This window comes from Bradyrhizobium cytisi (assembly GCF_008123515.1).
Lineage (GTDB): Bacteria > Pseudomonadota > Alphaproteobacteria > Rhizobiales > Xanthobacteraceae > Bradyrhizobium > Bradyrhizobium cytisi.
The window spans coordinates 28,744-52,741 of record NZ_VSSR01000072.1 but is presented as its reverse complement, the minus strand read 5'-3'; the positions used below and the strand labels follow the sequence as shown (position 1 = coordinate 52,741).

Below are 23,998 nucleotides of genomic sequence, written 5' to 3'. Positions count from 1 at the left end.
CGCATTATGCTGATAGTGATTCCGAAGCCCGGCCGAGTCAAGCGGGGTCATAGCGGTCGGCTCCCGGTGATCGCGGCGAACAGACACGGCGGTTGTGGGCCCTAGGCCGTACGCGCGAGAGGCGCGCAGATTGTTGGCTGTCGGCTTCTTTGCTCTAATGCGGCGATGGATGACAGCGAGACACTCGTTCGCCGCGCGACTGAAGCGTTCAATTCGGGCAAGCCGGATGAGGCGCAACGTCTGTGCGAACAAGGCCTTGCACGCTTGCCCGGAGATCCGGTGCTGCATCATCTGCTGGCCGCGGTGTTGTTCTCCAGGAATGCCGTCGCCCCTGCTCATGCGCATATCGACGTGAGCCTGGCCAAGCGCCCGGCCAATGCCGCAGCCCGGCTCCTTGCCGCCCGCATTGCACGCAGCGAAGGGAACTTCGACGTCGCGCTAGCGCACATCGATTCCGCGATCGCTATCAGCCCGCAACGAGAATTCTTCGTCGAGAAGGCGAGAACGCTCGATCAGGCTGGTCTGAGGGCTCAAGCGCGCGAATCCTGGCGAGCGATCCTGAACGTCATTCCCGGCCACCAGGAAGCCGCAGCACGGCTCGGCCGGCTAGCGTGGGAGGATGGCGATCCCGCCACCGCCGCAAGCCTGCTCGCGCAAGCGGCAGCACCGGGCGCGCCCGCTTCGGTGTGGTTTGATCTTGCCGTCGCGCGACAGGATTTGCGCGACCACGCCGGCGCCGCAAGCGCCTACCGGAAGGCGTTCGAACTCAGGCCCGACCATGCCGAGGCCGCACTCAATCTCGGCATCGCCATGCAGGAGGGTGGAGACGTCGACGCCGCCATGCGCGCCTTTGCGCAAGCCTACCGCCTGCGCCCGCAGCTCTTCGGCTCCATTGCGATGGCGTTGACCTCGGCGTCGCACGGCCGGCTCTGGCTTGACGAGGATGGATTGCGGCGCGCCTTAGCGAGTTAGCCGCCCACGCTTCGCGCGAAAGTGCTTGCGATAGACGTTGGGCGCAGCCAACACATCGGCGACGACCTTCGCATAAGCTTGCTGGTGGGCGTCATCAAAGGCCTCGAACACTAGCTCGGGCGCTTCACGCGGCACCGCAAAACACTGCGCAACCGGCGTGCCCTTTTCGAGAACGCCGAAAAAATCAGGCTGGGTCCATACGGCCGGAAAATTGATGCCGCCGTCGTGAAACCGGTCCGCATCGACCAGACCTGACACGAGGCGGAATGGCAGATCGTCGCGGTTGACGGGATGCATCGCGAACAGCGACCAGCCGGGTTCAAGCTCGATAGTCCAGAAACTGTTGAACTTGATCGCGGACCGTCCGTTCGCGAAAGGCGCAGCAGCGAATTGTGCGGCGGGATGAAAGCTTAGAGGCGCACGTGGATGTCCGGACGCCGCTGGCTCGGGAATGTCCCAATCCCACGTGAATCGTCCAGCCTCGATCTTGATGTCGCACGGCAGGGGAATCATGACCCCATAGGCCATCGCATCGACAAAGGGCGGACATTGCTTGACCGTGCGTATGTCCCGGCCGTGGATGTCCGAATGCGCTTTCGCGGGCATCGCGCGCAGCCAGTCGGGCAAGGCCGTGCGCGCAGGATACGGCCGCACCAGATGGTCGGCCAATTTGGGATCGCAACGGAACGTCATGCGCATGGCGAAGTCTCGCTTCCGGATCTCGGCTCGCCAATTCAGATCAAGGCCGTCGATAAGGCAATAGGCCAACAAGGCAAAAGGCCGGGATCTCTCCCGGCCTCCTGCTACCGAATGACCGGGACGAACCCGGCCATCATGATGTCTGCGAATTACTTCGCTTCAGCACGCTTCGGCGGAGAGGCCGGCCACGACTTGATCAGCGTGTCGTAGTCGACGGTTTCGCCCTTCGGCTTCTCGTTCGCCAGCTTGCGCTGCGGAGCGATGGTGCCGTCCTTGGCCGACTTCGCGAACCAGTACTCAGCCGTTTCCTTCTTGTTGAGCTTCGGTCCGCAGGCACCTTGCACGCCGGATTTCTCCAGACGCTCCATCACCGAATCCTGGGCAGCGGCGAGCGAGTCCATCGCGGCCTGCGGTGTCTTCGCGCCGGACGACGCATCGCCGATGTTCTGCCACCACAATTGCGCAAGCTTCGGATAGTCAGGCACGTTGTTGCCGGTCGGGGTCCACTGCACACGCGCGGGCGAGCGGTAGAACTCAATCAGGCCGCCGAGCTTCGGCGCACGCTCGGTGAACGACTTGTCCCAGATGTCGGATTCACGGATGAAGGTGAGACCGACATGGCTCTTCTTCGCGCTCACCGTCTTGGAGACGATGAACTGGAGATAGAGCCAGGCTGCCTTGCGGCGATCGACCGGGGTCGACTTCAGAAGCGTCGCCGAACCCACGTCCTGATAACCGAGCTTCATGCCTTCCTTCCAGTAGGAGCCGTGCGGCGACGGAGCCATGCGCCATTTCGGCGTACCGTCCGCATTCATCACCGGCAGACCGGGCTTCACCATGTCGGCGGTGAAAGCGGTGTACCAGAAGATCTGCTGAGCGATATTGCCTTGCGACGGCACCGGACCGGATTCGGAGAAGGTCATGCCTTGCGCCTGCGGCGGGGCATACTTCTTCATCCAGTCGAGGTACTTGACGATCGAATAGACCGCCGCCGGGCCGTTGACGTCACCGCCACGCTCGACGGACGAGCCGACCGGACGGCAGCCTTCCATGCGGATGCCCCATTCGTCGACCGGAAGGCCGTTCGGGAGACCCTTGTCGCCGTTACCAGCCATCGACAACCACGCATCGGTGAAGCGCCAGCCGAGCGAGGGGTCCTTCTTGCCATAGTCCATATGGCCGTAGACCTTGACGCCATTGATTTCCTTGATGTCGTTGGTGAAGAAATCAGCGATGTCTTCGTAAGCCGACCAGTTCACGGGAACGCCGAGGTCGTAGCCGTACTTGGCCTTGAACTTGGCCTTGTAGTCGGGGTTGGTGAACCAGTCGTAGCGGAACCAATAGAGGTTCGCGAACTGCTGGTCGGGCAGCTGATAGAGGTGACCGTTCGGCGCCGTCGTGAACGACTTGCCGATGAAGTCGTTGATGTCGAGCATCGGGTCGGTGACATCCTTGGCGTCCTTGGCCATCCAGTCCGTCAGATCGACGGCTTGGCCGTAGCGGAAGTGCGTTCCGATGAAGTCGGAGTCGTTGATCCAGCCGTCATAGACATTCTTGCCGGACTGCATCTGGGTCTGGATCTTCTCGACGACGTCACCTTCCTGGATGATGTCGTGCTTGACCTTGATGCCGGTGATTTCCTCGAACGCCTTGGCGAGCGTGCGGGATTCATACTCGTGGGTCGTCAGCGTCTCTGAGACGACGTTGATCTCCATGCCCTTGAAGGGTTGAGCGGCCTTGATGAACCACTGCATTTCCTTCATCTGGTCGTCTTTCGACAAGGTCGACGGCTGGAATTCGCTATCGATCCACTTCTTGGCAGCGGCTTCGTCCGCGCGCGCCGGCGCGGCAATCGTCATCGAAGCCGCGATCAGCGCCACCGCGCTGGTCATGGTCAGAAGACCGTCCTTGGTCGTCAAGTGTCGCATCTAATTTCCTCCGGTTGCAGCGACAAACTAATTCAGGCCCGGGTAGACCCCGGATCTGCTCTTTCTCGCCTGCCTCAGACGGTGCGAAAAATCACCGCGCCTGAAACAAGCGAAATCACGGTTGCGAGCCACAGGCTCGTTATCTCATATCCCTCTTCTCCGACCGGAATCGTCCCGATCGGATCGGTACCGACGAGGCCAATCCACAACAGGTGGATGACGGCGGCCACGATCAGCGAAATGAACAGGCGGTCGCCGCGCGTGGTCGGGATGCGCAGGATTCCGACGCGCTCGGCCTCGGGATAGGCAGCGGCGAGCCAGGTCATGACGGCAAGCGTGCAGCCGAGCGCCACAAAGAAGATTGCGGTCGGCAGCGTCCATGCCATCCATGCAATGGAGTCCATGAAAACCTCCTACACCCGGCCGAGCGCGAAGCCGCGCGCGATGTAGTTGCGGACGAACCAGATCACGAGCGCACCCGGGATGATGGTGAGCACACCGGCGGCCGCCAGCAGGCCCCAATCCATGCCGGCCGCCGACACCGTGCGGGTCATCACGGCGGCAATCGGCTTGGCGTTGACCGAGGTCAGCGTGCGCGCGAGCAAGAGCTCGACCCAGGAAAACATGAAGCAGAAGAAGGCGGCGACGCCGATGCCGCTCGCGATCAGCGGCACCAGGATGCGGACGAAGAAGCGCGGGAAGGAGTAGCCGTCGAGGAAGGCGGTCTCGTCGATCTCGCGCGGCACGCCGGAGACGAAGCCCTCGAGGATCCACACCGCCAGCGGCACGTTGAAGATGCAGTGCGCGAGCGCTACCGCCCACGGGGTATCGAACAGGCCGATCGCCGAATAGAGGTTGAAGAACGGCAGCGCATAGACCGCCGCCGGCGCCATCCGGTTCGACAACAGCCAGAAGAACAGATGTTTGTCGCCCAGGAAACGATAACGCGAAAACGCATAGGCTGCCGGCAACGCCACGGAAATCGAGATAATGGTATTGATAACGACGTATTCCAGCGAATTGATATAGCCGGAATACCAGCTCTCGTCGGTGAAGATACGCCTGTAGTGCTGCAGCGTCGGGGCGTGCGGCCACAGCGTCATCGTCGAGATGATCTCGCCGTTGGTCTTGAAGCTCATGTTGACGAGCCAGTAGATCGGCAACAGCAGGAAGATCAGGAACAGCCCCATGATGAGCCGGCGGCCGGGAATCGAGTGCATCACGCCGCTCCTTTCTGGGGTTTCCGTTCGCTGCCGGCATTGGTCATGGCGGTGTAGAAGATCCAGCAGACGATCAGGATGATCAGATTGTACACAAGCGAGAGCGCAGCCGCCTTGCCGAGGTCGAACTGGCCGAGCGCGATCTTGACGAGCTCGATCGAGACGAAGGTGGTCGAGTTGCCGGGGCCGCCGCCGGTGACGACGAACGGCTCGGTGTAGATCATGAAGCTGTCCATGAAGCGCAGCAGCACAGCGATTAGCAGCACGCGGTTCATCTTCGGCAACTGGATCGCCTTGAACACGGCCCAGCGCGAGGCGCCGTCGATCTGGGCGGCCTGGTAATAGGCCTCGGGGATCGACTTCAGGCCGGCATAGCACAAGAGCGCAACGAGGCTGGTCCAGTGCCAGACGTCCATGACGATGACGGTGACCCAGGCGTCGATGTCATTTGAGACGTAATTATAGTCGAGGCCTATGTGGTTAAGGACATAGCCGAGCAGGCCGATGTCAGGCCGGCCAAAGATCTGCCAGATCGTGCCGACCACGTTCCACGGAATCAGCAACGGCAGCGCGAGGGTGACGAGACAGGCCGCCACCGTCCAGCCCTGGCGCGGCATCGACAGCGCGACGACGATGCCGAGCGGAACCTCGATGGCGAGGATGACCAGCGAGAAGAACAGATTGCGACCGAGCGACGCGAGGAAGCGGCCGCCGAGATCGGTCGAGGGATCGAGCAATTCCTTGAACCAGCCGACGCCGTTCCAGAAGAACTGGTTGTTGCCGAAGGTGTCCTGCATCGAATAGTTCACCACCGTCATCAACGGCAGCACCGCCGAGAAGGCGACGACCAGGAACACCGGCAGCACCAGGAACCAGGCTTTTTGGTTGATGGTCTTGTCCATCAGGCGGCTCCTTCCACCAGAAGGCTGTCGGCATAGACGTGGATGTGCGCCGGATCGAATTTCAGCCCGGCCGTGCCGTCCGAACTGGTGAAGCCCGCAGGCGCCCGCGCCGCGAGCTTGGCGTCGCCGAGATGCGCGCGCGCAAAGCGGATGCGGCCGAGATCGTCGATGCGCTCGATCTTGGCGGTGAGCAGGCCGGGTGTTGGCGCGACGACCTCGACGAATTCCGGACGTACGCCGATCTCGATCTTGGCGTTTGCCGGCAGATTGTCGTAAGCGCGTTTGAGCGCGATGACGTGGCCGTCGATCCGCGCCTCGCGTCCCTTCACCTCGGCCGGCAGGATATTCATGCCGGGTGAGCCGATGAAATAGCCGACGAAGGTGTGGGCTGGCTTGTCGAACAGCTCGGCCGGCGTGCCGCTCTGCACCACACGGCCGTCATGCATGACGACGACGGTGTCGGCGAAGGTGAGCGCCTCGGTCTGATCGTGGGTGACGTAAATCATCGTGAGGTCGAGCTCGCGATGCAGCGCCTTCAGCTTGGAGCGGAGCTGCCATTTCAGCTCGGGATCGATCACCGTCAGCGGCTCGTCGAACAGAACGGCGGCGACGTCGGAGCGGACGAGACCGCGGCCGAGCGAAATCTTCTGCTTTGCGTCAGCGGTGAGCCGGGTCGCCTTGCGGTTCAGATAGGGCTCGAGGTCGAGCAGGCGGCCGATCTCGGCAACGCGCTTGTCGATCTCGGCCTTCGGCACGCCACGGTTCTTCAGCGGAAACGCCAGGTTCTGCCCCACCGTCATGGTGTCGTAGATCACCGGAAACTGGAACACCTGGGCGATGTTGCGCTTCTGGGTTGACAGCGGTGTGATGTCCTGGCCGTCAAACAGGATTTCCCCCCGCGACGGCGTGATGATGCCGGAGATGACGTTGAGCAGCGTGGTCTTGCCGCAGCCGGACGGGCCGAGCAGCGCATAAGCGCCGCCCTGCCGCCAGGTCATGGTCACCGGCTTCAGCGCAAAGCTTTCCTGCGGCGCATCATTGCCGCCGTAGGAATGAGCGAGATCGACGAGGTCAATGCGAGCCATGGCGCACCTCCCTCATGAGCTCGGCGCGGCGACCAGACGGTCGGCCGCGTCGAACACAAAGACATTATTGGGGTCGAGCACGGCATCGATGGTCTGGCCGGGCTCGAACTCGTGCACGCCGTGCAGCACCGCAACCCAGTTCGATCCGTCGCGGGTCAAATGCACAAAACTCTCCGAACCGGTGATCTCGGTCACCGTCACTGTGGCATGGAAGGCATGGCGGTCAGTCTCGCCATTGGCGAGTGCAAGCTGGTGCGCGCGAAAGCCGACACGATAGGCACCGTCGGCGAGAGGGGAATAAAGACCAGAGGCCGGCGCGGCGATGCCTCCGGCATATTGCACGGAACCGTTCTTCTTCTCGATGCCAACGAGATTGAGCGGCGGATCGGAAAACACCTGCGCGACGCGTAGCGTCTGCGGACGGCGGTAAACGCCGGGCGTTTGGCCGATCTGGAGCGCCCGGCCTTCCCACATGCACACCGTGTTGCCGCCGAGCAGCAAGGCTTCGGTCGGTTCGGTGGTGGCATAGACGAAGATCGCGCCGGAGGCCTCGAAGATGCGCGGCAGCTCGGTGCGCAGCTCCTCGCGCAGCTTGTAGTCGAGATTGGCGAGCGGCTCGTCGAGCAGCACGAGATCGGCGCCCTTCACCAGCGCGCGCGCCATCGCGGTGCGCTGCTGCTGGCCGCCGGAGAGCTGGAGCGGCGTTCGCTTCAGGAACGGCTCGAGCCGAAGCAGCCGGGCGGCTTCCGCCACGCGCGCCTCGATCTCCTCACGCGGCTTGCCCTGCACGCGCAAGGGCGAAGCAATGTTTTCATAGACCGTGAGCGAGGGGTAATTGATGAACTGCTGATAGACCATCGCGACGGAACGCTGGCGCACGTCGACGCCAGTGACGTCCTTGCCGTTGACCAGCAATTTGCCCGTGGTCGGCTTGTCGAGGCCGGCGAGCAGCCGCATGATCGAGGTCTTGCCCGACAGCGTCGGCCCGAGCAGCACGTTGAGCGTGCCGCTCTCCAGCGTCAGCGAGACGTCGCGGATGTGCTCGATACCGTCGACGGTCCGGGTCACGTGATCGAGTGTCACGCTCATGAGCGTCCTCCTGCTTCCAGCAGAGGACTTTGCGACACAATTTGGGTCCTGATCCAGTCGTCCAGGGTGGCAATTTCGTCGGCAGATAGCCGCAGACCAAGCTTGGAGCGGCGCCAGACGATATCCTCGGCGGTCACCGCCCATTCGTTGGTCATCAGGTAGCGAACCTCTCGTTCGGTCAGAGTTGCGCCAAAGGCCTGGCCGAGATCGGCGGCCGATCTGGCGTCGCCGAGCAATTTGATCGCGCGGGTGCCATATGCGCGCGCGAGACGTCGCGCATGCTCATGGCTTAGGAAGGGATAGCCGCGCTGGAGCTCGCCGATCAGGCCCTCGACGGCCGACACATCCATGTCGCCGCCCGGCAGCGGCCATTTGCCGGTCCAGCCCTCGCGCGCTTTCGCACTGCGAAGATAGGGCGCGAGCCGTTCCAGCGCCTCTTCGGCGAGGCGGCGATAGGTCGTGATCTTGCCGCCGTAGATCGACAGCAGCGGCGAACCGCCGGGCGTGTCGAGCTCGAACACGTAATCGCGGGTCGCAGCCTTGGCCTCGCTGGCGCCGTCGTCATAAAGCGGCCGCACGCCGGAATAGGTCCAGACCACATCCTCTGATGTTACCGGCTTGGCCAGATACTCGCTGGCAGCAGCGCAGAGATATTGGATCTCTTCCGCGGTGGCCTTCACCTTGGAGGGATCGCCGTCATAGTCGCGGTCGGTGGTGCCGATCAGCGTAAAATCGTCCTGATAGGGGATGACGAAGATGATGCGGCCGTCGGCGTTCTGGAACATGTAGGCGCGGTCGTGGTCGTAGAGCTTCTTGACCACGATGTGCGAACCCTGCACCAGGCGCACCTTTGCTTTCGCATTGACGCCGGCGCCGCGGCCGAGCACGTCCTCGACCCAAGGGCCGCCGGCATTGACCAGCGCGCGAGCCTGGACCTGCGAGCGCGCGCCGGTCAGCGTGTCGATCATACCGACGGTCCAGACGCCGTCGGACTGCTTGATATCCGTCGCACGGGTGCGGGTGCGAATCTCTGCACCCTTGTCGGCGGCGTCGCGCGCGTTGAGCACAACGAGGCGGGCGTCATCGACGAAGCAGTCGGAATATTCGAACGCGCGACTGTAGCGATTCGGGATCAGCGGGCGGCCGACCTCGTCACGCCCGAGATCGACCGAGCGGGTCGCCGGCAGCAAATGACGACCGCCGATGTGATCGTAAAGGAACAGGCCAAGGCGCAGCAGCCAGGCCGGTCGCTGGCCCGCGTGATGCGGCAAGACGAAACGCAGGGGACGGATGATGTGGGGCGCGATGCCCCAGAGAATTTCGCGCTCGATCAGCGCTTCGCGGACCAGCCGGAACTCGTAATATTCGAGATAGCGCAGGCCGCCATGCACCAGCTTGGTCGACCAGGACGATGTCCCGCTCGCCAGATCGTTCATTTCGCACAGGAAAACAGTGTTTCCGCGGCCCACGGCATCGCGCGCGATGCCGCAACCGTTAACACCGCCTCCAATGATGGCGAGGTCGAAAATACGCTCCAACAGACGCTTCCCCCGGGCGACCACTCGTTCCGTCGAGTGGGTTACTTTCGTTTTTGATTAGATCACACCGAAAAACGAAAGCAAGACGAAAGAGAGGCGGAAAGAAGCGAAAGCGGAACTTTTTGACCGCCAGAATGGCGCAGAAATAGGCAGATGGACGGACGGATTCAAAGCCAATCGGCGTGATTGGACGGCATGTGGACACTCCGGAGCCAACTCGGGCGATAGCACCTTGAATGTAGCAACATCGCTACATATACTTCGGGGCACGTATGGCACCGCGCAATGAGGAGCACTGACGATGGTGACCACCCTCACCAGCCGAGAATTCAATCAGGACACCAGCGGTGCGAAAAAGGCTGCGTCGCAAGGGCCGGTCTTTATTACGGATCGTGGCCGCCCAGCCCATGTGCTGCTGACGATCGACGATTATTTGCGTCTGAGCGGCGGACACATGAGCCTCGCCGAGGCGCTGGCACAAGCGAACGCGGACTTTGATTTCGATCCGCCTCGCACATTCGACGGGGTCTTCAAGCCCGCCGATCTCGACTAATGTTTCTGCTGGACACCAATGTCATTTCCGAGCTCAGGCGAACGGATAAAGCCGATCGCAATGTCGTCGTCTGGGCCAATGCGGTCCCCGCGGCGAATTTCTTCATGTCTGTCATCTCGATCCTCGAGATCGAACTTGGCGCGCGCCTGATCGAGCGCAAGGACGATGCGCAAGGTGCTGTCTTGCGCTCGTGGATCGACGATCAAGTGCTGGCTCGCTTTGAGGGGCGGATCCTGGCCGTCGATACGGCCGTGGCGCTGTGCTGTGCGCAACTTCACGTTCCCGATCCGCGGGCTGAACGAGACGCTCTCATTGCAGCAACCGCGCTTGTTCACGGGTTGACAGTCGTCACACCCAATGTGGGGGATTTCGAACCCACGGGCGTGGCGCTGTTTAACCCGTGGAGCAACGCCTGAGGCGCTATCGCAGCCGCACCACAGGTGCTGCTTCCGGCGCCGCCTCCTGCGCTTCGGCCTGAGCCTCATCGATATCGCCCGCCGCCTTCGGCATCGCCGCCACCACCTCGATGCCCTTGCCGTGGCAGATGGTGGAGAGGCGCTCGGGCAGTTCCTGATCGGTGACGAAGGTCTGGATCTGGCTGATATGGGCGATGCGGACCGGCGCGCTGCGGCGAAGTTTTGTGGAATCGGCCACCAGCATGACACTGCGGGCATTGGCGATGATGGCCTGCGCCACCTGCACCTCGCGATAGTCGAAGTCGAGGAGAGCGCCCTCCTCGTCGATCGCGGACGCACCGATGATGGCGTAATCGACCTTGAACTGCCCGATCAGCTGCGTTGCGGTCGAGCCGACCACGGCGCCGTCGGCGCGCCGCACCGTGCCGCCGGCCACGACCACCTCGATGCGGGGATGGCGGTAGAGCAGCATGGCGACATTGAGGTTGTTGGTGATGACGAGGAGATCCTCATGCGAGGTCAGCGCGCTCGCGACCTCCTCCGTGGTGGTGCCGATGTTGATGAAGAGCGAGCAGCCGTTCGGGATCAGCGAGGCGGCGGCCGCGCCGATCGCCTTCTTCTCGTCGGCGGCAACGAAGCGGCGCGCCTCGTAAGCGAGATTTTCGACGCCCGAGGCGATGATTGCGCCGCCATGGACACGGGTCAGCGAACGGCGCTCGCAGAGATCGTTGAGGTCCTTGCGGATGGTTTGCGCCGAGACTTCGAACCGGCGCGCCAGCTCGTCGACCATGACGCGGCCGGAGGCGCGGGCGATGTTGAGGATTTCGGCTTGGCGATGGGTCAATCCGGTCACGGCAATGGCCTCAAATCAGAACGATGCATGGTGCGGCGGTTCGCGCGCGCGGTCAATGCGCGCGCCGATCACGGTTAATGGATGAAGCCCTCACCACGCCATCGCAGCTGCGAGCCGCACGAGCAACTCGGGATCGTCGAAGGCGCTCGCGGAGGCAACCGCGCCTGCGCCAACAAGGTCAGCGTCGCTGAGGCTGGTCCGGATGCCGATGGTGGGAATGCCGGCGGCGGCCGCCGACTGCACGCCGGAGCGGGAATCCTCGAAGGCGATCGAGGCAGAGGCGCTGGCGGCGACGAAACGCAGCCCCTCCTGATAGGGCAGCGGATGCGGCTTGCCGTGCGGCAGCTCGTCGCCGATCACGAGCGCCTTGAAGCGCTGCGTAATGCCAAGGCCGGACAACAGCAGCTCGGCGTTGAGGCGCGGCGCGTTGGTGACGGCAACCATGGGTATGCCGGCGGCATCCGCGCGGTCGAGCAGCGCCGTCAGGCCCGGCAACGGCTCGATCTGCCCCACGACCAGCGTGCGGAACACTTCTTCCTTTTCACCGAGGATCGCTGCGCGCCGCTCCAACGTTTCATCGGGCAGAAAACGCTGCCCGATCGACACGTTGGCGAAGCCCTGCAGCTCCCTGGAGAAGCGCGCGTGGTCGAAAACATGACCGTGAGGACCGAGCACCTGGTTGAACGCCTTCAGGTGCAGCGGGTCGGTGTTGGCAAGCGTGCCGTCGATGTCGAACAGCAATGCCCTGCCGAGACTCTCGATCATGTCCGTACCTTCCCGAATGCGACACGCATCAATGCCGAAGACGTATCAATAGAGCCTCGCGCGCGCAATGACGCATGCGCATGACGACTACGCGCCACTCGACAAAGCCGCGCGCGGCTGCAACACTCCATGCAAGATCAAAAAGGAGGAAACGATGACGATCAACCGACGCGATCTGGCTCTCTCGACTCTCGCCGTCTCCGCGCTTGCGCTCTCGACACCGGCGCTCGCTGCTTCAGCGGACGAAGAAGCCGTGGCGAAGCAGGTCGAGGCCTTCCGCCTCGCCCAGATCGCGGCCGACCCGAAGGCGCTCGGCGCACTGTGCTGGGACGATCTCAGCTACAGCCATTCCAGCGGCAAGGTCGAGGACAAGGCGACCTTCATCACCAATGCCACCGACGGCAAATCGAAGTTTCTCTCGATCGCCTATCAGGACCCGACCATCAAGGTCGTCGGCCCGGCCGCGATCGTGCGCTTCCACTGGGTCGCGGAGCAGGAGATGGCGGCCGATGGGAAAAAAGTGCCGACCAACCTTCACATCCTGATGAACTGGCAAAAGCAGGGCGACGAGTGGAAACTCTTGTCGCGCGCAGCGACGAAGTTGTGACCAATGCGGTCATTCCGGGACGCGCCGAAGGGCGCGGGCCCGGAATCCATCGAGCGACGTATTCTCAGCCGAAATGGATTCCGGGCTCGCGCTTTGCACGACCCGGAATGACAGAGGTTACGCCGCCTCCTCCACATCGCCGCTAACCAGCTTGCGCGCGGCGCGTTCGGCTTCGCGCGCATTGCGGAATATCTGGCCTTCGAGGCGATTGAACGGGTGAGACGAGGCGAAGAAGCAATAACCTCCGTCGCCGCGGACGACGATGCCCGCGGTCTGAGAGTTAACTTCGATGATGTAGCTGTCCGGCATGGCCCGTAGATTCCTCAGTGCGGGCAAATAACGACGGTTTTGCCCAAAGGTTCCCAAGGGCAAATCGGCCGTTTCCACCCCGAATCGACGCGCTTTTGAGTACGCCGGAACCTCATCCGTTTTATGACTGGTTGTTGGCAATGCCGCGGCATGCTCACTCACCAGCGCCGCGTTTCACGGTGCTGTTTCGTGAGATGGGACAAGGCGCCGCGCGAAATTACGTCGCGATCGGCGGATCATCCCACTGAATCGCTTGCGGATGGCCGTTATCGTCGATCGAGACGTAGGTGAAATTGCCATCGGTCACGAGGATCGGCTGCAACTCGCGCCGCCGCAGCGCCCAGGCTTCGAGATGGACGGTGAGCGAGGTGCGACCGACACGCACGAGATTGGCGTAGACCGAGACGAGATCGCCGACATAGACCGCCTTGCGAAAATTCATCGCGTCGATCGCGACCGTGACGGTACGCGACTTGGCGGCCTTCGAGGCAAACACGCCGCCGCCGACGTCCATCTGGCTGAGCAGCCAGCCCCCGAAGATGTCACCATTGGCATTGGTGTCGGCGGGCATCGCCAGCGTGCGGATGCAGAGATCGCCGCTCGGCTCGGTAGTCCCCTGTTCGCTCATGCTTCTCTCGCGTGACATCTGCTCACTTGAAACTGTCCCAGCCCGGGTCGGGCGCAAAGCGTTCGCCGAATCGTTCGGCCAGCGCGCGCATGGTGGATACGACATTCTCCACGCCGCGTGCACGCGCATAGTTCAGCGGCCCACCGCGGAACGGCGCATAACCCGTGCCGAAGATCATGGCGCCGTCGACCACATCGGGATCGTCGACGATGCCTTCGCGCAGGCACGCGACGCAGACGTTGGACATCGGCAGCACCAGGCGGTCGATCATCTGGTCGGTGACGCGCGGACCGGTCTCGGGCAATGGCGTCTTCTCCGCCTTGCCGTCCTTCCAGGTATAAAACCCCTTGCCGGTCTTGCGGCCGAGTTCGCCCTTAGCAACCTTCTCGCGCAGCCAGGCCGGCGTCGGCGGCAGGAGATCGCCGAACCTGGTGCGCAGCATGTCGCCGACGTCGAGACAGATGTCGAGGCCAACCTGGTCGGCCAGCTCGATCGGCCCCATCGGCATGCCGAACTGTTCCGCGGCAGCATCGATCAGGCGCTGGTCGATCTTCTCGTCCAGCATCACCATCGCTTCCAGCATGTAGGGCGTCAGCGCGCGGTTGACGAGGAAGCCCGGCGAGCTCTTCACCGACAGCGGCAGCCGGTCGATCGCGCCGACGAAGGCGAGCGCTTCTTTCAGGACTTCCGCGTCGTTGCCGTCATGGCTGACGACCTCGACGAGCTGCAGCCGCGACACCGGATTGAAGAAATGCAGGCCGACGAGCCGCTCCGGCCGCGACAACGTGGTGCGCAGATCCTGAAGCGGAATGCTCGAGGTGTTGGTGGCGAGAATCGCGCCCGGCTTCATCTTCGGCTCGAGGCCGGCATAGACCTTCTGCTTGAGCTCGAGCTTTTCCGGCACCGCCTCGATGACGAGGTCCGCATTGCGGACGCCCTCGCCGTCCATGTCCGGGATCAGGCGATCGAGCGCGTCGCGGACCTCGGTCGGCTTGCGGATGATCTTGCCGTAGAGCTCGGCAGCGCGCTTGACCGCACCTGCGATCGGCTCAGCCTTCATGTCGGCGAGCGAGACGCGAAGCCCCTGCCCCGCGCACCAGGCCGCGATATCGCCGCCCATGGCGCCGGCGCCGATGACATGGACGTGCTTGACCGTGTTGCCGCTGCCCGCCGCCTTCTTCATCTGCTCGCGCAGGAAGAACACGCGTATCAAATTCTGCGCGGTCGGCGTCACCATCAGCTTGGCGAACGAGGCCTGCTCCGCCCTCAGCATCGCGGACTTGCTGCCGCCATGGGTCTCCCAGAGATCGATCAGCGCATAGGGCGCCGGATAATGCTCGCGGGGCGCGGCCTTCGCCGCCTCGCGACGCATACGCTTTGCCAGCAGCCCACGCGCCGGTCCGAAATTGGCAGCCCGCGCAAGGAGGTTCGGGCGCGCCTTCTTCAGCCGGCCAAACAGCGCGTCCTTCACCGCGTTATGGACATGGCGCTCCTGCGTCACGGTGTCGACGAGACCGAGCACTTTGGCGCGGCTCGCATCGATGGTGCGGCCGGTCAGCATCAGCGCCATCGACTGGGTCGGATTGACCAGAGCGGTGAAGCGCGCGGTGCCGCCGAGGCCGGGATGCAGGCCCAGCATCACCTCCGGGAAGCCGAAGCGCGCGCCGTCGATGGCGATGCGCGACTGGCAAGCCAGCGCGACCTCGAGCCCACCGCCGAGGCAGAAGCCGTGGATGACCGCGACCGTCGGCAGCTTCAGCGCCTCCAGATGATCGACCGCCGCATGCGCGGCGTGGATGCGGGTCTCGACCATCGCGGAATCGCTTGCGCCACGGAATTCGTTGACGTCGGCGCCCGCGATGAAGCCCGACGGTTTTGCCGAGCGGATCACGAGACCGGCGGGACGTTCGGTCTCGATCGCGGCGAGCACGGCGTCGAACTCTTCCATCACCTCGGCGGACAGCGTGTTGGCGCTGGCATCAGCGCGATCGAACAGCAGCCAGGCAACGCCGTCGGCGTCGCGCGTCAGCTTGAAGTTCTTGTACGGACTATCAGCCGCGGGCTGAGGTCCGAGCGAGAGCACGCGGTCGCCGAGCGCGGTCATGATCTTCGAATCCATGGTCACACCGCCTCGATCAGCATGGCACCGCCGAGCCCGCCGCCGATGCATTCGGTGGCAATCCCGCGTCGCGTTCCCAGCCGCTTCATGGCGTTGACGAGGTGCAGCACGATGCGGTTGCCGGAGGTGCCGACGGGATGGCCGAGCGAGATCGCGCCGCCATCGACGTTGAGCTTCTCACGATCGATCTCGCCGGCGGCACCGTCGAGGCCCAAAATCTCGCGGCAGAATTTGTCGTCGTTCCAGGCGGCGAGACAGCCGAGCACCTGCGTTGCGAAGGCCTCGTTCAATTCCCAGGTCTCGACGTCCTGGATTGTGAGGTTGTTGCGCTGGAGCAGCGGCGTCGCCGACATCACGGGGCCGAGCCCCATGATGCTCGGATCAAGCGCGGCCCAGTTGCTATCGACGATCGCAGCCTTCGGCCTCAGTCCGTGCTTTGCGACGGCCGCGTCGGAGGCGAGGATCACCCACGAGGCGCCATCGGTGATCTGCGAGGAATTGCCCGCGGTGACCTGGCCCCAGGGACGTTCGAACACCGGCCTGAGTTTTGCCAGCGTCTCGGCTGTCGAGTCCGGACGCACGCCGTCATCATGGTCGAAGAATTTTCCGTCGCGGGAGAAGGCGGTCTCGACCTCGCCCTTCAGAAAGCCCTCGGCCTGCGCGTGTGCAAGGTGTCGATGGCTCTCGGCAGCATAGGCATCCGACTGTGCGCGGGTGATGCCGAAGAGATGGCCGACGACCTCGGCGGTCTGGCCCATGTTCAATTCGGTGATGGGATCGGTCAGCCCACGCTCGAGGCCGATGATCGGATTGAGATAGCGCGGACGCAGCTTGAAGGCAGCGGCGGCCTTCGCGGCAATGCCTTTCGCCGTGGCAAGACCGGCAAACCATCGCACGCCGGAGTTCGGCCAGACCAGCGGCGCGTGGCTCAGCGCCTCGGTGCCGCCCGCCAAAATCATGTCGGCGTGGCCCTCGCGGATGTAGCGGTAGGCGGTGTCGATCGACTGCATGCCGGAGCCGCAATTGATCTGCATGGTGAAGGCGACCATGTCCTCACCCATGCCGAGCCGAAGTGCTGCGACACGAGCCGGGTTCATCTCGTCCGCGATCACGTTGACGCAGCCGAGGATGACCTGGTCGAAAGTCGTGGGCGAGAACGGCTGGCGCGCCAGCAGCGGCCGGCCGCATTGCACGGCAAGATCAACCGGCGTGAACGGGCCGGGCCCCGAGCGCGCCTTTAAAAACGGCGTCCTGCTGCCGTCGACGATGAATACCGGTCGTGCCATCAGCTCGCCGCCCTCTGTTCACCGAGTTCCTGGAAGAACTGATGCACGCCGCCGGTTTTCTTGTAAATCGGCGACAGCGCCTCCGGCGCAAAATCGTCGACCTCGATGACTTTTGTGACGGCTTCATGAGCGGCCGCGACCTGCTCGCCTTCGGCCTGCGTGATCACGCCCTTGGCGACGGCGTCCTTGGCGTCGCGGATACGCGCAGCGCGCATGCGCTTGGCGATGGCGTCGGTGCTCGTCACCAGCTTGAATGCGCGCTCCAGCCGGGCGAAGCCGCTGTCGTCGTCGACATGGGCGAGATCCGGCGTGAGACGCTCGCGTGCGGCCGTGGGCTCCAGCACGAGGCTTGCGCATTGGTGCACGACGCGGTCGGACGGGCCGAGCACGCGGGCACCGAAGGGCTGGACCACGAGCTTGAGAATCACTGCGACGAAGCGGTTCGGCAGGTTGGCGAGGATTTCGGCGAGCCGGTTCTCGATCGTCCGGAATCCGGTCGCCATGCACCATTCCAGCGCGGCAAAGTCTTCCTTCTGCCGGCCCTCGTCCTGCCAGCGCTTTAGCGCGGCAGAGAGCAGGTACAGTTCGGAGAGGATGTCGCCGAATCGCGCCGACAGCATCTCCTTGCGCTTCAGCGCACCGCCGAGCGTCAGCAGCGCCATGTCGGCGCAGAGCGCGAACGCCGCGGAGTAGCGCGATAGCTGGCGATAGAACGGCGTGGCGTCGCCTGCATCAGGCGCAAGCGCAAAGGCGCCAAAGGTCCAGCTTCGACCGAAGGCGCGGAACAGCGTCCGGAAGCTATGGCCGACATGCTTCCAGAACGCCTTGTCGAACGCGGCGAGACCGCGCTCGCGATCGGTATCGGCGAGCGCATTCATCTCGTCGAGCAGATAGGGATGGGCGCGGATCGCACCCTGCCCGAACACGATGAGATTGCGGGTGAGGATGTTGGCGCCCTCGACCGTGATGCCGACCGGCACGGCGCGGTGGAGATTGCCGAGATAGTTCTGCGGACCGTCGATCACGGCCTTGCCGCCGTGGATGTCCATGGCGTCGTCGACCGCAACGCGCATCCGCTCGGTCGCGTGCAGCTTCATGATGGCGGAGATCACGGCGGTATGCACGCCGGCGTTGAGCGCAGCGCAGGTCATTCGCCGCGCCGCGTCGAGCTGATAAGCGGTGGCGACGATACGCGCAAGCGGCTCCTCGACGCCTTCGAATTTTGAGATGGAGATGCCGAATTGCTCGCGGATGCGGGCGTAGGCGCCGGTGGTGCGCGCCGCGTAGGCGGCGCCGGCCGCTGAGAGCGACGGCAGCGAAATGCCGCGACCGGCGGCGAGCGCGGTCATCAGCATTTTCCAGCCGTGCCCGAGCCGTGCCTCACCGCCGATGACATAGTCGAGCGGGATGAAGACATCGCGGCCCCGGTTCGGGCCATTCTGGAACACCTGCATCGACGGCAGATGGCGGTGGCCGATCTCGACGCCGGGCAGATTGGTCGGGATCAGTGCCACGCTGATACCGAGCTCTTCCTGATCGCCGACGAGATGATCGGGATCGTAGGCCTTGAAGGCGAGACCCAGCAGCGTCGCGACGGGACCAAGCGTGATGTAGCGCTTGTGCCAGTTGAGCTTCAGGCCCAAGACCTCCTGCCCCTCGAAGAAGCCCTTGCAGATGATGCCGGTGTCGACCATCGAGGCGGCATCGGAGCCGGCCTCCGGACTGGTGAGGCCAAAGCAGGGAATGTCGCGACCATCCGCGAGGCGCGGCAGCCAGCGCTCCTGCTGCTCACTTGTGCCGAAGCGCATCAGGAGCTCGCCGGGGCCGAGCGAGTTCGGCACCATCACCGTGACGGCGGCGGCGATCGAGCGGGTCGAGATTTTCCGCACCACTTCCGAATGGGCATAGGGCGAGAAGCCGAGGCCGCCAAATTCCTTCGGGATGATCATGCCGAAGAATTTCTCGCGCTTGATGAAGGCCCACGCCTCCTGCGGCAGGTCACGCCATTCCCAAAAAATCTTCCACTCGTCGAGCATGGCGCAGAGCTCGTCGACGGGACCGTTGAGGAAAGCCCGCTCCTCGTCCGTCAGCGTTGCCTGCGGAATCCTCAGCAGCTTTGACCAGTCGGGATTGCCGGTGAAGAGATCGGCGTCCCACCAGACGTCACCGGCCTCCAGCGCCTCGCGCTCGGTATCGGACATCGCCGGCAGCACGCCGCGCGCCCAGGAGAAGATCGGTTTTGTCAGGGTGTCGCGGCGGAAGCTCATGGCGGACCTCATGCAACGGCGCGGTTACAGGGCATTTTAGCGGAAAGTGGCCGGCGGAAGTGAACACTTCGCGCCCAAAAAGAAGCGAATTGACGCGGCCGGGCGGCCACCCGGACCATAACGGCAGGGGCGTGGGGGCGGTTCCGGGGACGGAATAGGTGGGACGAGCAGTAGCCTGGATCAGTCCGGCCGGACCATCTCGAACATGTTTTCCGGCTTGATCTCGAAGTAATCGCCGCGGCGGCCGGCGCGCACGATCGGGCGGGCGGCGGCGGTCTGGTAGACGCCGTCCTTGATCATGGCCTTGTCGATATGGACGGCGACGACCTCGCCCAGCGTCAGCCAGGCGTCGGCCTCCCTGCCATCGGCGCCCTTGAGGCGGACGACGTCAGACACCTTGCACTCGAAAGCGACGGGGCTCTCAGCCACGCGCGGCACGTTGACGAGCTTGCCCGGCACGGCGGTGAGGCCTGCGATCTCGAACTCGTCGACCTCGGGCGCAACATGCGCGGCGGTCGCGTTCATGTGCTTGGCGAGATCCATCGTAGCGAGATTCCAGACGAATTCGCCGGTCTGCTGGATGTTCTCGACCGAGTCCTTCCAGTTGGTGGAGGAGAAGCCGATGATCGGCGGCACGTAGCAGAAGGCGTTGAAGAAGCTGTAGGGCGCCAGATTGACGTGGCCCTTGCCGTCGCGCGAGGAAATCCAGCCGATCGGCCGCGGCGCGATGATGGCGTTGAAGGGATCGTGCTTGAGGCCGTGGCCCTTGGAGGGCTCGTAGAAGTAGGGTCTTTGTCGGTCACGCTGGCTTCCCCTGATCGTCATTGCGAGCGCAGCGAAGCAATCCAGAATCCCTCCGCAGGACGCAGACTGGATTGCTTCGCTGCGCTCGCAATGACGGAGATTGTTGATCCGTCCTTGCCCGCCATCGTCTCGCGGGGGCGGCAGATCCACTTATAGGAGGAATTCCAGCGCCCTGTCAGTGGCGCGGCGACAGACCCGCGATGACGAAATCGATCATCTGGTCGATGCTCGGGCCAGGCTTGGTGGCGCACTGGGCGATCATCTGGGGGTGGAAGAACCGCATCATGGCGGTGCAGGCGCACAACGAAGCCAGTTGCAGGTCCGGCACTTCGAATTCACCGGTGGCGGCGCCTTGGGCGATCATCTGGCCAATGACCCCGGCAATGCACTCCATATGGGTGACGCAGACGTCCCAGTCCTCCTGCATCGCGATCTCGACCATCTCATGCAGCTTGGAGTCGCCGACATAGCGCTCGGTGTTCATGCGGTTGATGGTGGTGAGCAGCTCGCGGAAGCGCTCGAGCACCGGACCGGGCCTCGCCACGATCCGCTGCGCCTCCAGCTCGACCTCACCCATCAAGCTCCGCGCCACCGCCTGGTGGATCGCCTTCTTCGATTCGAAGAAGCGATAGACGTTGGCGGGGCTCATCCGGAGCTCTTTGGCGATGTCCCCGACCGTGGTCTTCTGGTAGCCGATCACGCGGAACAGCCGCTCAGCCACCTCGAGAATACGATCCCGGGTGTCGCCCTCGATATGTTCCGCAACCAGTGTCATCTGTCAGGACTCGTCTGTCGGTAGTCTTCTCATTTATTCAGCCGCTTCAGCAAGCGGAATTGCTTCCTGGTCATCGCTCCCATGCTGCGGCGCGGCAGGCTGCTCGGGGGTGCCGGCCTCGTCCAGGCTCTTTCTGAACCACAGGGCATAGAGGCCCGGCAGATACAGCAGCGTCAGGAAGGTCGCGACGAACAGGCCGCCCATGATCGTGATCGCCATCGGGCCCCAGAATGCCGAGCGCGACAGCGGGATCATGGCGAGGATGGCGGCGAGCGCCGTCAGCACCACTGGACGGGCGCGGCGGACGGTCGCCTCCACGATCGCCTCTCGGCGAGTCAAGCCATGAGAAACGTCGGTCTCGATCTGGTCCACCAGGATGACCGCGTTGCGCATGATCATGCCGGCGAGCGCGATCAGGCCGAGCAGCGCCACGAAGCCGAACGGCGCGTTGGCGACGTTGAGCCCCAATGAGGCGCCGACGATGCCGAGCGGTGCGGTCAAAAACACCAGGATCAGGCGCGAGAAGCTCTGCAGCTGGATCATCAACAGCGTCAGCATCACCATGACCATCAGCGGGAAGAGGATGAAGATCGAGGCATTGCCCTTGGCGGACTCCTCGAACGCCCCGCCCGGCTCGATCCGGTAGGCCGGCTCGAGCTGGTCCTTGATGGCTTGCAGCTTCGGCGCGATCTGGCCGGTGACGTCGGGCGCCTGCACGCCGTCGACGACGTCGGAGCGCACGGTGATCGCCATGTCGCGGTTGCGCCGCCACAGGATCGGCTCCTCGTGGGCATATTCGATCTTGGCAATCTGCTGCAGCGGTACGGCGACGCCATTGCGCGAGGTGATGGTGAGATCGCCGACGCCGCCGAGATCGAGACGCTCGGAGCCAACCGCACGGGCCACCACGCCGACTTTCTCGATGCCGTCGCGTACCGTCGTCACCTGCGAGCCCGAAATCAGCAGCGCCAGCGCCTGTGAGACGTCCTGCGGGGTCAGACCCATGGCGCGAGCGCGATCCTGATCGACGACGAGCTTGAGGTAGGGCGACTGCTCGTTCCAGTCGAGCTGGACGTCCTTGACGTTCTTGTTCTCCCGCATGACGTCGCGGACCTGGTAGGCGATCTCGCGCACCTTGTTGGCGTCGGGGCCGATCACGCGGAACTGCACGGGGAAGCCGACCGGCGGACCGAAATTGAAACGGTCGACGCGCACGCGGGCCTCCGTCAGCGTGCCGTCGGCGACAGCACCCTCGATCTTGGCCTTGACGCGCTCGCGCGCCTCGACGCCCTTGGCGACGATGACGATCTCGGCAAAGGCCTCGTTCGGCAGTTGCGGATTGAGGCCGAGCCAGAAGCGCGGCGAACCCTGGCCAACATAGGACGTATAGGTCTCGATATCCTTGTCGTCCTTGAGCAGCGTCTCGGCCTTCTTCACGGCCTTCTCGGTGACGTTGAAGGCGGTGCCTTCGGGCAGGCGCAGCTGGAGGAACAGCTCAGGCCGCTCCGACAGCGGGAAGAACTGCTGCTGGACGTGGCCGAAGCCGACGATCGAGGCGACGAACACGCCGACGGTCGCGACCACCACGGTGATGCGGTGATTGACGCACCATTGCACGATCGCGCGCAGGCCGCGGTACATGCGGGTCTCGTAGACCGCGTGCGGATCGTGATTGTGATGCACCTTGATGTTGGGCAGCAGCATGACGCCGATATAGGGCGTGAAGATCACGGCTACGAACCAGGAGGCGACCAGCGCGATCGCCACGATCCAGAAGATGCTGCCGGCATATTCGCCGACCGCGGAATTGGCAAAGCCGATGGGGAGGAAGCCAGCGGCCGTGACCAGCGTTCCCGTGAGCATCGGAAACGCAGTTGATTCCCAGGCAAAGGACGCTGCGCGCATGCGGTCCCAGCCCTGCTCCATCTTCACCACCATCATCTCGACCGCGATGATGGCGTCGTCGACGAGCAGGCCGAGCGCGATGATCAGCGCACCGAGCGTAATACGGTGCAGGTCGAGCGACATCGTGTTCATGACGATGAAGACGATGCCGAGCACCAGCGGCACCGAGAGCGCGACCACGATGCCGGTGCGCCAGCCGAGCGCGAGGAACGACACGAACAGCACGATCACCAGCGCTTCCATGAAGGAATGCACGAACTCGCTGACGGCGTGCTCGACCACCTTGGGCTGATCGGCGATGAGCTTGACGTCGACGCCCTGCGGCACGGCCTTCATGAATTCCGCGGTCGCCTTCTCGACCTCCTTGCCGAGATCGAGGATGTTGGCGCCCTTGGCGGTGACGACGCCGATACCGATCGCGGGCTTGCCTTCCTGGCGGACGACGAAGCTCGGCGGATCGACATAGCCGTGGGTGACGGTGGCGATGTCGCCGAGGCGGAACACGCGGCCGTCGCTCTCGACCGGGGTCTCGGCCACCGCCTTGGCGCCGTCAAGCGCACCGGTGACGCGCAGTGGCACGCGCTGCGACGAGGTTTCGACCGTACCGGCCGGCGTCACGTTGTTCTGCTTGGCGAGCGAATCGAACAGCGCCTGCGGCGTGATGCCGAGGGTGGCGAGCTTGGCGTGCGAGAATTCGACGAAGATGCGCTCGTCCTGATTGCCGTAGACGTCGACCTTGGTCACGCCGGGCACCTTGAGCAGGCGCTGACGAAAACCTTCGGAGACCTTCTTGAGCTGGGCGTAATCGGCACCGTCGCCGGTCATCATGTAGAGGATGGAATCGACGTCAGAGAATTCGTCATTGACGACGGGTCCCAGAATGCCTGCGGGCAACTGGCCCTGCACGTCGACCAGCTTCTTGCGCAGCAAGTAAAAGAGATACGGCACGTCCTTGGGCGGCGTGGAGTCGCGGAAGGTGACCTGAAGCGCCGTGAAGCCGGGCTTGGAATAGGTCTGCACCTTCTCGAAATAGGGCAGCTCCTGGATCTTCTTCTCGATCGGGTCGGCGACCTGGGCCTGCATCTCCTGCGCGGTCGCGCCCGGCCACATCACGGAGACGTTGACCACCTTCACCGTGAAGAACGGATCCTCGGCGCGGCCAAGCTTCTGATAGGAGAAGAAGCCGGCGACGCCGAGCACGAGCATCAAGAACAGGACCAGCGTCGGATGGCTGACGGCCCAGGCCGAAAGATTGAAGCGCTTCATCGCACTCTCCGG

Annotated in this window: 22 protein-coding genes; 4 read left to right on the top strand and 18 right to left on the bottom strand. The window is 63.8% G+C overall.

Features of this window, described 5'->3' with window-relative positions; translation table 11 throughout:
- Positions 1 to 165: 165 nt before the first annotated feature.
- Complete coding sequence (locus tag FXB38_RS35490) at positions 166 to 972, top strand: tetratricopeptide repeat protein (protein WP_148755597.1); 807 nt, start codon at positions 166 to 168, stop codon at positions 970 to 972.
- On the opposite strand, the gene FXB38_RS35485 is transcribed toward FXB38_RS35490, so the two are convergent.
- The 8 genes from FXB38_RS35485 to glpD form a co-directional block, all read right to left on the bottom strand.
- Positions 961 to 1,641, bottom strand: coding sequence for a hypothetical protein (locus tag FXB38_RS35485; protein ID WP_347340257.1), 681 nt, complete (start codon positions 1,639 to 1,641; stop codon positions 961 to 963). The two genes, FXB38_RS35490 and FXB38_RS35485, sit on opposite strands and share 12 nt — an antisense overlap.
- Positions 1,642 to 1,820: 179 nt before the next feature.
- Entirely contained in the window at positions 1,821 to 3,599 is a 1,779-nt protein-coding gene (locus tag FXB38_RS35480) for an ABC transporter substrate-binding protein (RefSeq protein WP_148755595.1), read from the bottom strand.
- 74 nt (positions 3,600 to 3,673) lie between these two features.
- Positions 3,674 to 4,003, bottom strand: coding sequence for a DUF2160 domain-containing protein (locus FXB38_RS35475; protein WP_148755594.1), 330 nt, complete (start codon positions 4,001 to 4,003; stop codon positions 3,674 to 3,676).
- Between the two features lie 9 nt (positions 4,004 to 4,012).
- Positions 4,013 to 4,819, bottom strand: coding sequence for a carbohydrate ABC transporter permease (locus FXB38_RS35470; protein WP_148755593.1), 807 nt, complete (start codon positions 4,817 to 4,819; stop codon positions 4,013 to 4,015).
- Positions 4,819 to 5,721 carry a carbohydrate ABC transporter permease gene (locus FXB38_RS35465; RefSeq protein ID WP_148755592.1) on the bottom strand — a complete coding sequence of 301 codons (903 nt, stop codon included), beginning with the start codon at positions 5,719 to 5,721 and terminating at the stop codon, positions 4,819 to 4,821. Before FXB38_RS35465 ends, FXB38_RS35470 begins: the two co-directional genes overlap by 1 nt.
- Complete coding sequence (locus FXB38_RS35460) at positions 5,721 to 6,806, bottom strand: ABC transporter ATP-binding protein (protein ID WP_148755591.1); 1,086 nt, start codon at positions 6,804 to 6,806, stop codon at positions 5,721 to 5,723. Before FXB38_RS35460 ends, FXB38_RS35465 begins: the two co-directional genes overlap by 1 nt.
- Positions 6,807 to 6,818: 12 nt before the next feature.
- A complete protein-coding gene (locus FXB38_RS35455) occupies positions 6,819 to 7,895 on the bottom strand; it encodes an ABC transporter ATP-binding protein (protein WP_148755590.1) in 1,077 nt (358 codons plus the stop codon).
- The gene (glpD, locus tag FXB38_RS35450) at positions 7,892 to 9,433 is read right to left on the bottom strand and encodes a glycerol-3-phosphate dehydrogenase (RefSeq protein ID WP_187435368.1); all 1,542 of its coding nucleotides are present in this window, start codon (positions 9,431 to 9,433) and stop codon (positions 7,892 to 7,894) included. Before glpD ends, FXB38_RS35455 begins: the two co-directional genes overlap by 4 nt.
- Before the next feature lie 301 nt (positions 9,434 to 9,734).
- Here glpD and FXB38_RS35445 point away from each other — a divergent pair, with 301 nt between their 5' ends.
- Both FXB38_RS35445 and FXB38_RS35440 read left to right on the top strand, forming a co-directional pair.
- Positions 9,735 to 9,986, top strand: coding sequence for a type II toxin-antitoxin system Phd/YefM family antitoxin (locus tag FXB38_RS35445; protein ID WP_148755588.1), 252 nt, complete (start codon positions 9,735 to 9,737; stop codon positions 9,984 to 9,986).
- Positions 9,986 to 10,402, top strand: a complete 417-nt coding sequence (locus FXB38_RS35440) for a type II toxin-antitoxin system VapC family toxin (protein WP_148755587.1) — start codon at positions 9,986 to 9,988, stop codon at positions 10,400 to 10,402. The genes FXB38_RS35445 and FXB38_RS35440 overlap by 1 nt, the downstream gene beginning before the upstream one ends.
- 4 nt (positions 10,403 to 10,406) lie before the next feature.
- On the opposite strand, the gene FXB38_RS35435 is transcribed toward FXB38_RS35440, so the two are convergent.
- Together FXB38_RS35435 and FXB38_RS35430 are read right to left on the bottom strand one after the other, a co-directional pair.
- Entirely contained in the window at positions 10,407 to 11,255 is an 849-nt protein-coding gene (locus FXB38_RS35435; protein ID WP_148755586.1) for a DeoR/GlpR family DNA-binding transcription regulator, read from the bottom strand.
- Between the two features lie 90 nt (positions 11,256 to 11,345).
- A complete protein-coding gene (locus FXB38_RS35430; RefSeq protein ID WP_148755585.1) occupies positions 11,346 to 12,020 on the bottom strand; it encodes an HAD family hydrolase in 675 nt (224 codons plus the stop codon).
- Positions 12,021 to 12,174: 154 nt separating this feature from the next.
- Here FXB38_RS35430 and FXB38_RS35425 point away from each other — a divergent pair, with 154 nt between their 5' ends.
- Positions 12,175 to 12,627 (top strand): nuclear transport factor 2 family protein, encoded by a 453-nt coding sequence (locus FXB38_RS35425; protein WP_148755584.1) that lies wholly within the window; start codon positions 12,175 to 12,177, stop codon positions 12,625 to 12,627.
- 117 nt (positions 12,628 to 12,744) lie between these two features.
- Here FXB38_RS35425 and FXB38_RS35420 read toward each other — a convergent pair whose 3' ends face one another.
- The 8 genes from FXB38_RS35420 to FXB38_RS35385 form a co-directional block, all read right to left on the bottom strand.
- Positions 12,745 to 12,936, bottom strand: a complete 192-nt coding sequence (locus tag FXB38_RS35420; protein WP_148755583.1) for a hypothetical protein — start codon at positions 12,934 to 12,936, stop codon at positions 12,745 to 12,747.
- Between the two features lie 217 nt (positions 12,937 to 13,153).
- Positions 13,154 to 13,564 carry an acyl-CoA thioesterase gene (locus FXB38_RS35415; protein ID WP_148755582.1) on the bottom strand — a complete coding sequence of 137 codons (411 nt, stop codon included), beginning with the start codon at positions 13,562 to 13,564 and terminating at the stop codon, positions 13,154 to 13,156.
- A 22-nt stretch (positions 13,565 to 13,586) separates the two neighbouring features.
- Positions 13,587 to 15,683 (bottom strand): 3-hydroxyacyl-CoA dehydrogenase NAD-binding domain-containing protein, encoded by a 2,097-nt coding sequence (locus tag FXB38_RS35410; RefSeq protein WP_187435367.1) that lies wholly within the window; start codon positions 15,681 to 15,683, stop codon positions 13,587 to 13,589.
- A gap of 2 nt (positions 15,684 to 15,685) precedes the next feature.
- Complete coding sequence (locus tag FXB38_RS35405; RefSeq protein ID WP_148755580.1) at positions 15,686 to 16,969, bottom strand: acetyl-CoA C-acetyltransferase; 1,284 nt, start codon at positions 16,967 to 16,969, stop codon at positions 15,686 to 15,688.
- Positions 16,969 to 19,236, bottom strand: a complete 2,268-nt coding sequence (locus FXB38_RS35400; RefSeq protein ID WP_187435366.1) for an acyl-CoA dehydrogenase — start codon at positions 19,234 to 19,236, stop codon at positions 16,969 to 16,971. The genes FXB38_RS35405 and FXB38_RS35400 overlap by 1 nt, the downstream gene beginning before the upstream one ends.
- Before the next feature lie 180 nt (positions 19,237 to 19,416).
- The gene (locus FXB38_RS35395) at positions 19,417 to 20,061 is read right to left on the bottom strand and encodes a flavin reductase family protein (RefSeq protein ID WP_148755578.1); all 645 of its coding nucleotides are present in this window, start codon (positions 20,059 to 20,061) and stop codon (positions 19,417 to 19,419) included.
- Positions 20,062 to 20,215: 154 nt separating this feature from the next.
- The gene (locus tag FXB38_RS35390) at positions 20,216 to 20,815 is read right to left on the bottom strand and encodes a TetR/AcrR family transcriptional regulator (RefSeq protein ID WP_148755577.1); all 600 of its coding nucleotides are present in this window, start codon (positions 20,813 to 20,815) and stop codon (positions 20,216 to 20,218) included.
- Between the two features lie 33 nt (positions 20,816 to 20,848).
- Positions 20,849 to 23,986: an efflux RND transporter permease subunit gene (locus FXB38_RS35385; protein WP_148755576.1), complete on the bottom strand. Its 3,138-nt coding sequence runs from the start codon at positions 23,984 to 23,986 to the stop codon at positions 20,849 to 20,851.
- Between the last annotated feature and the right edge of the window lie 12 nt (positions 23,987 to 23,998).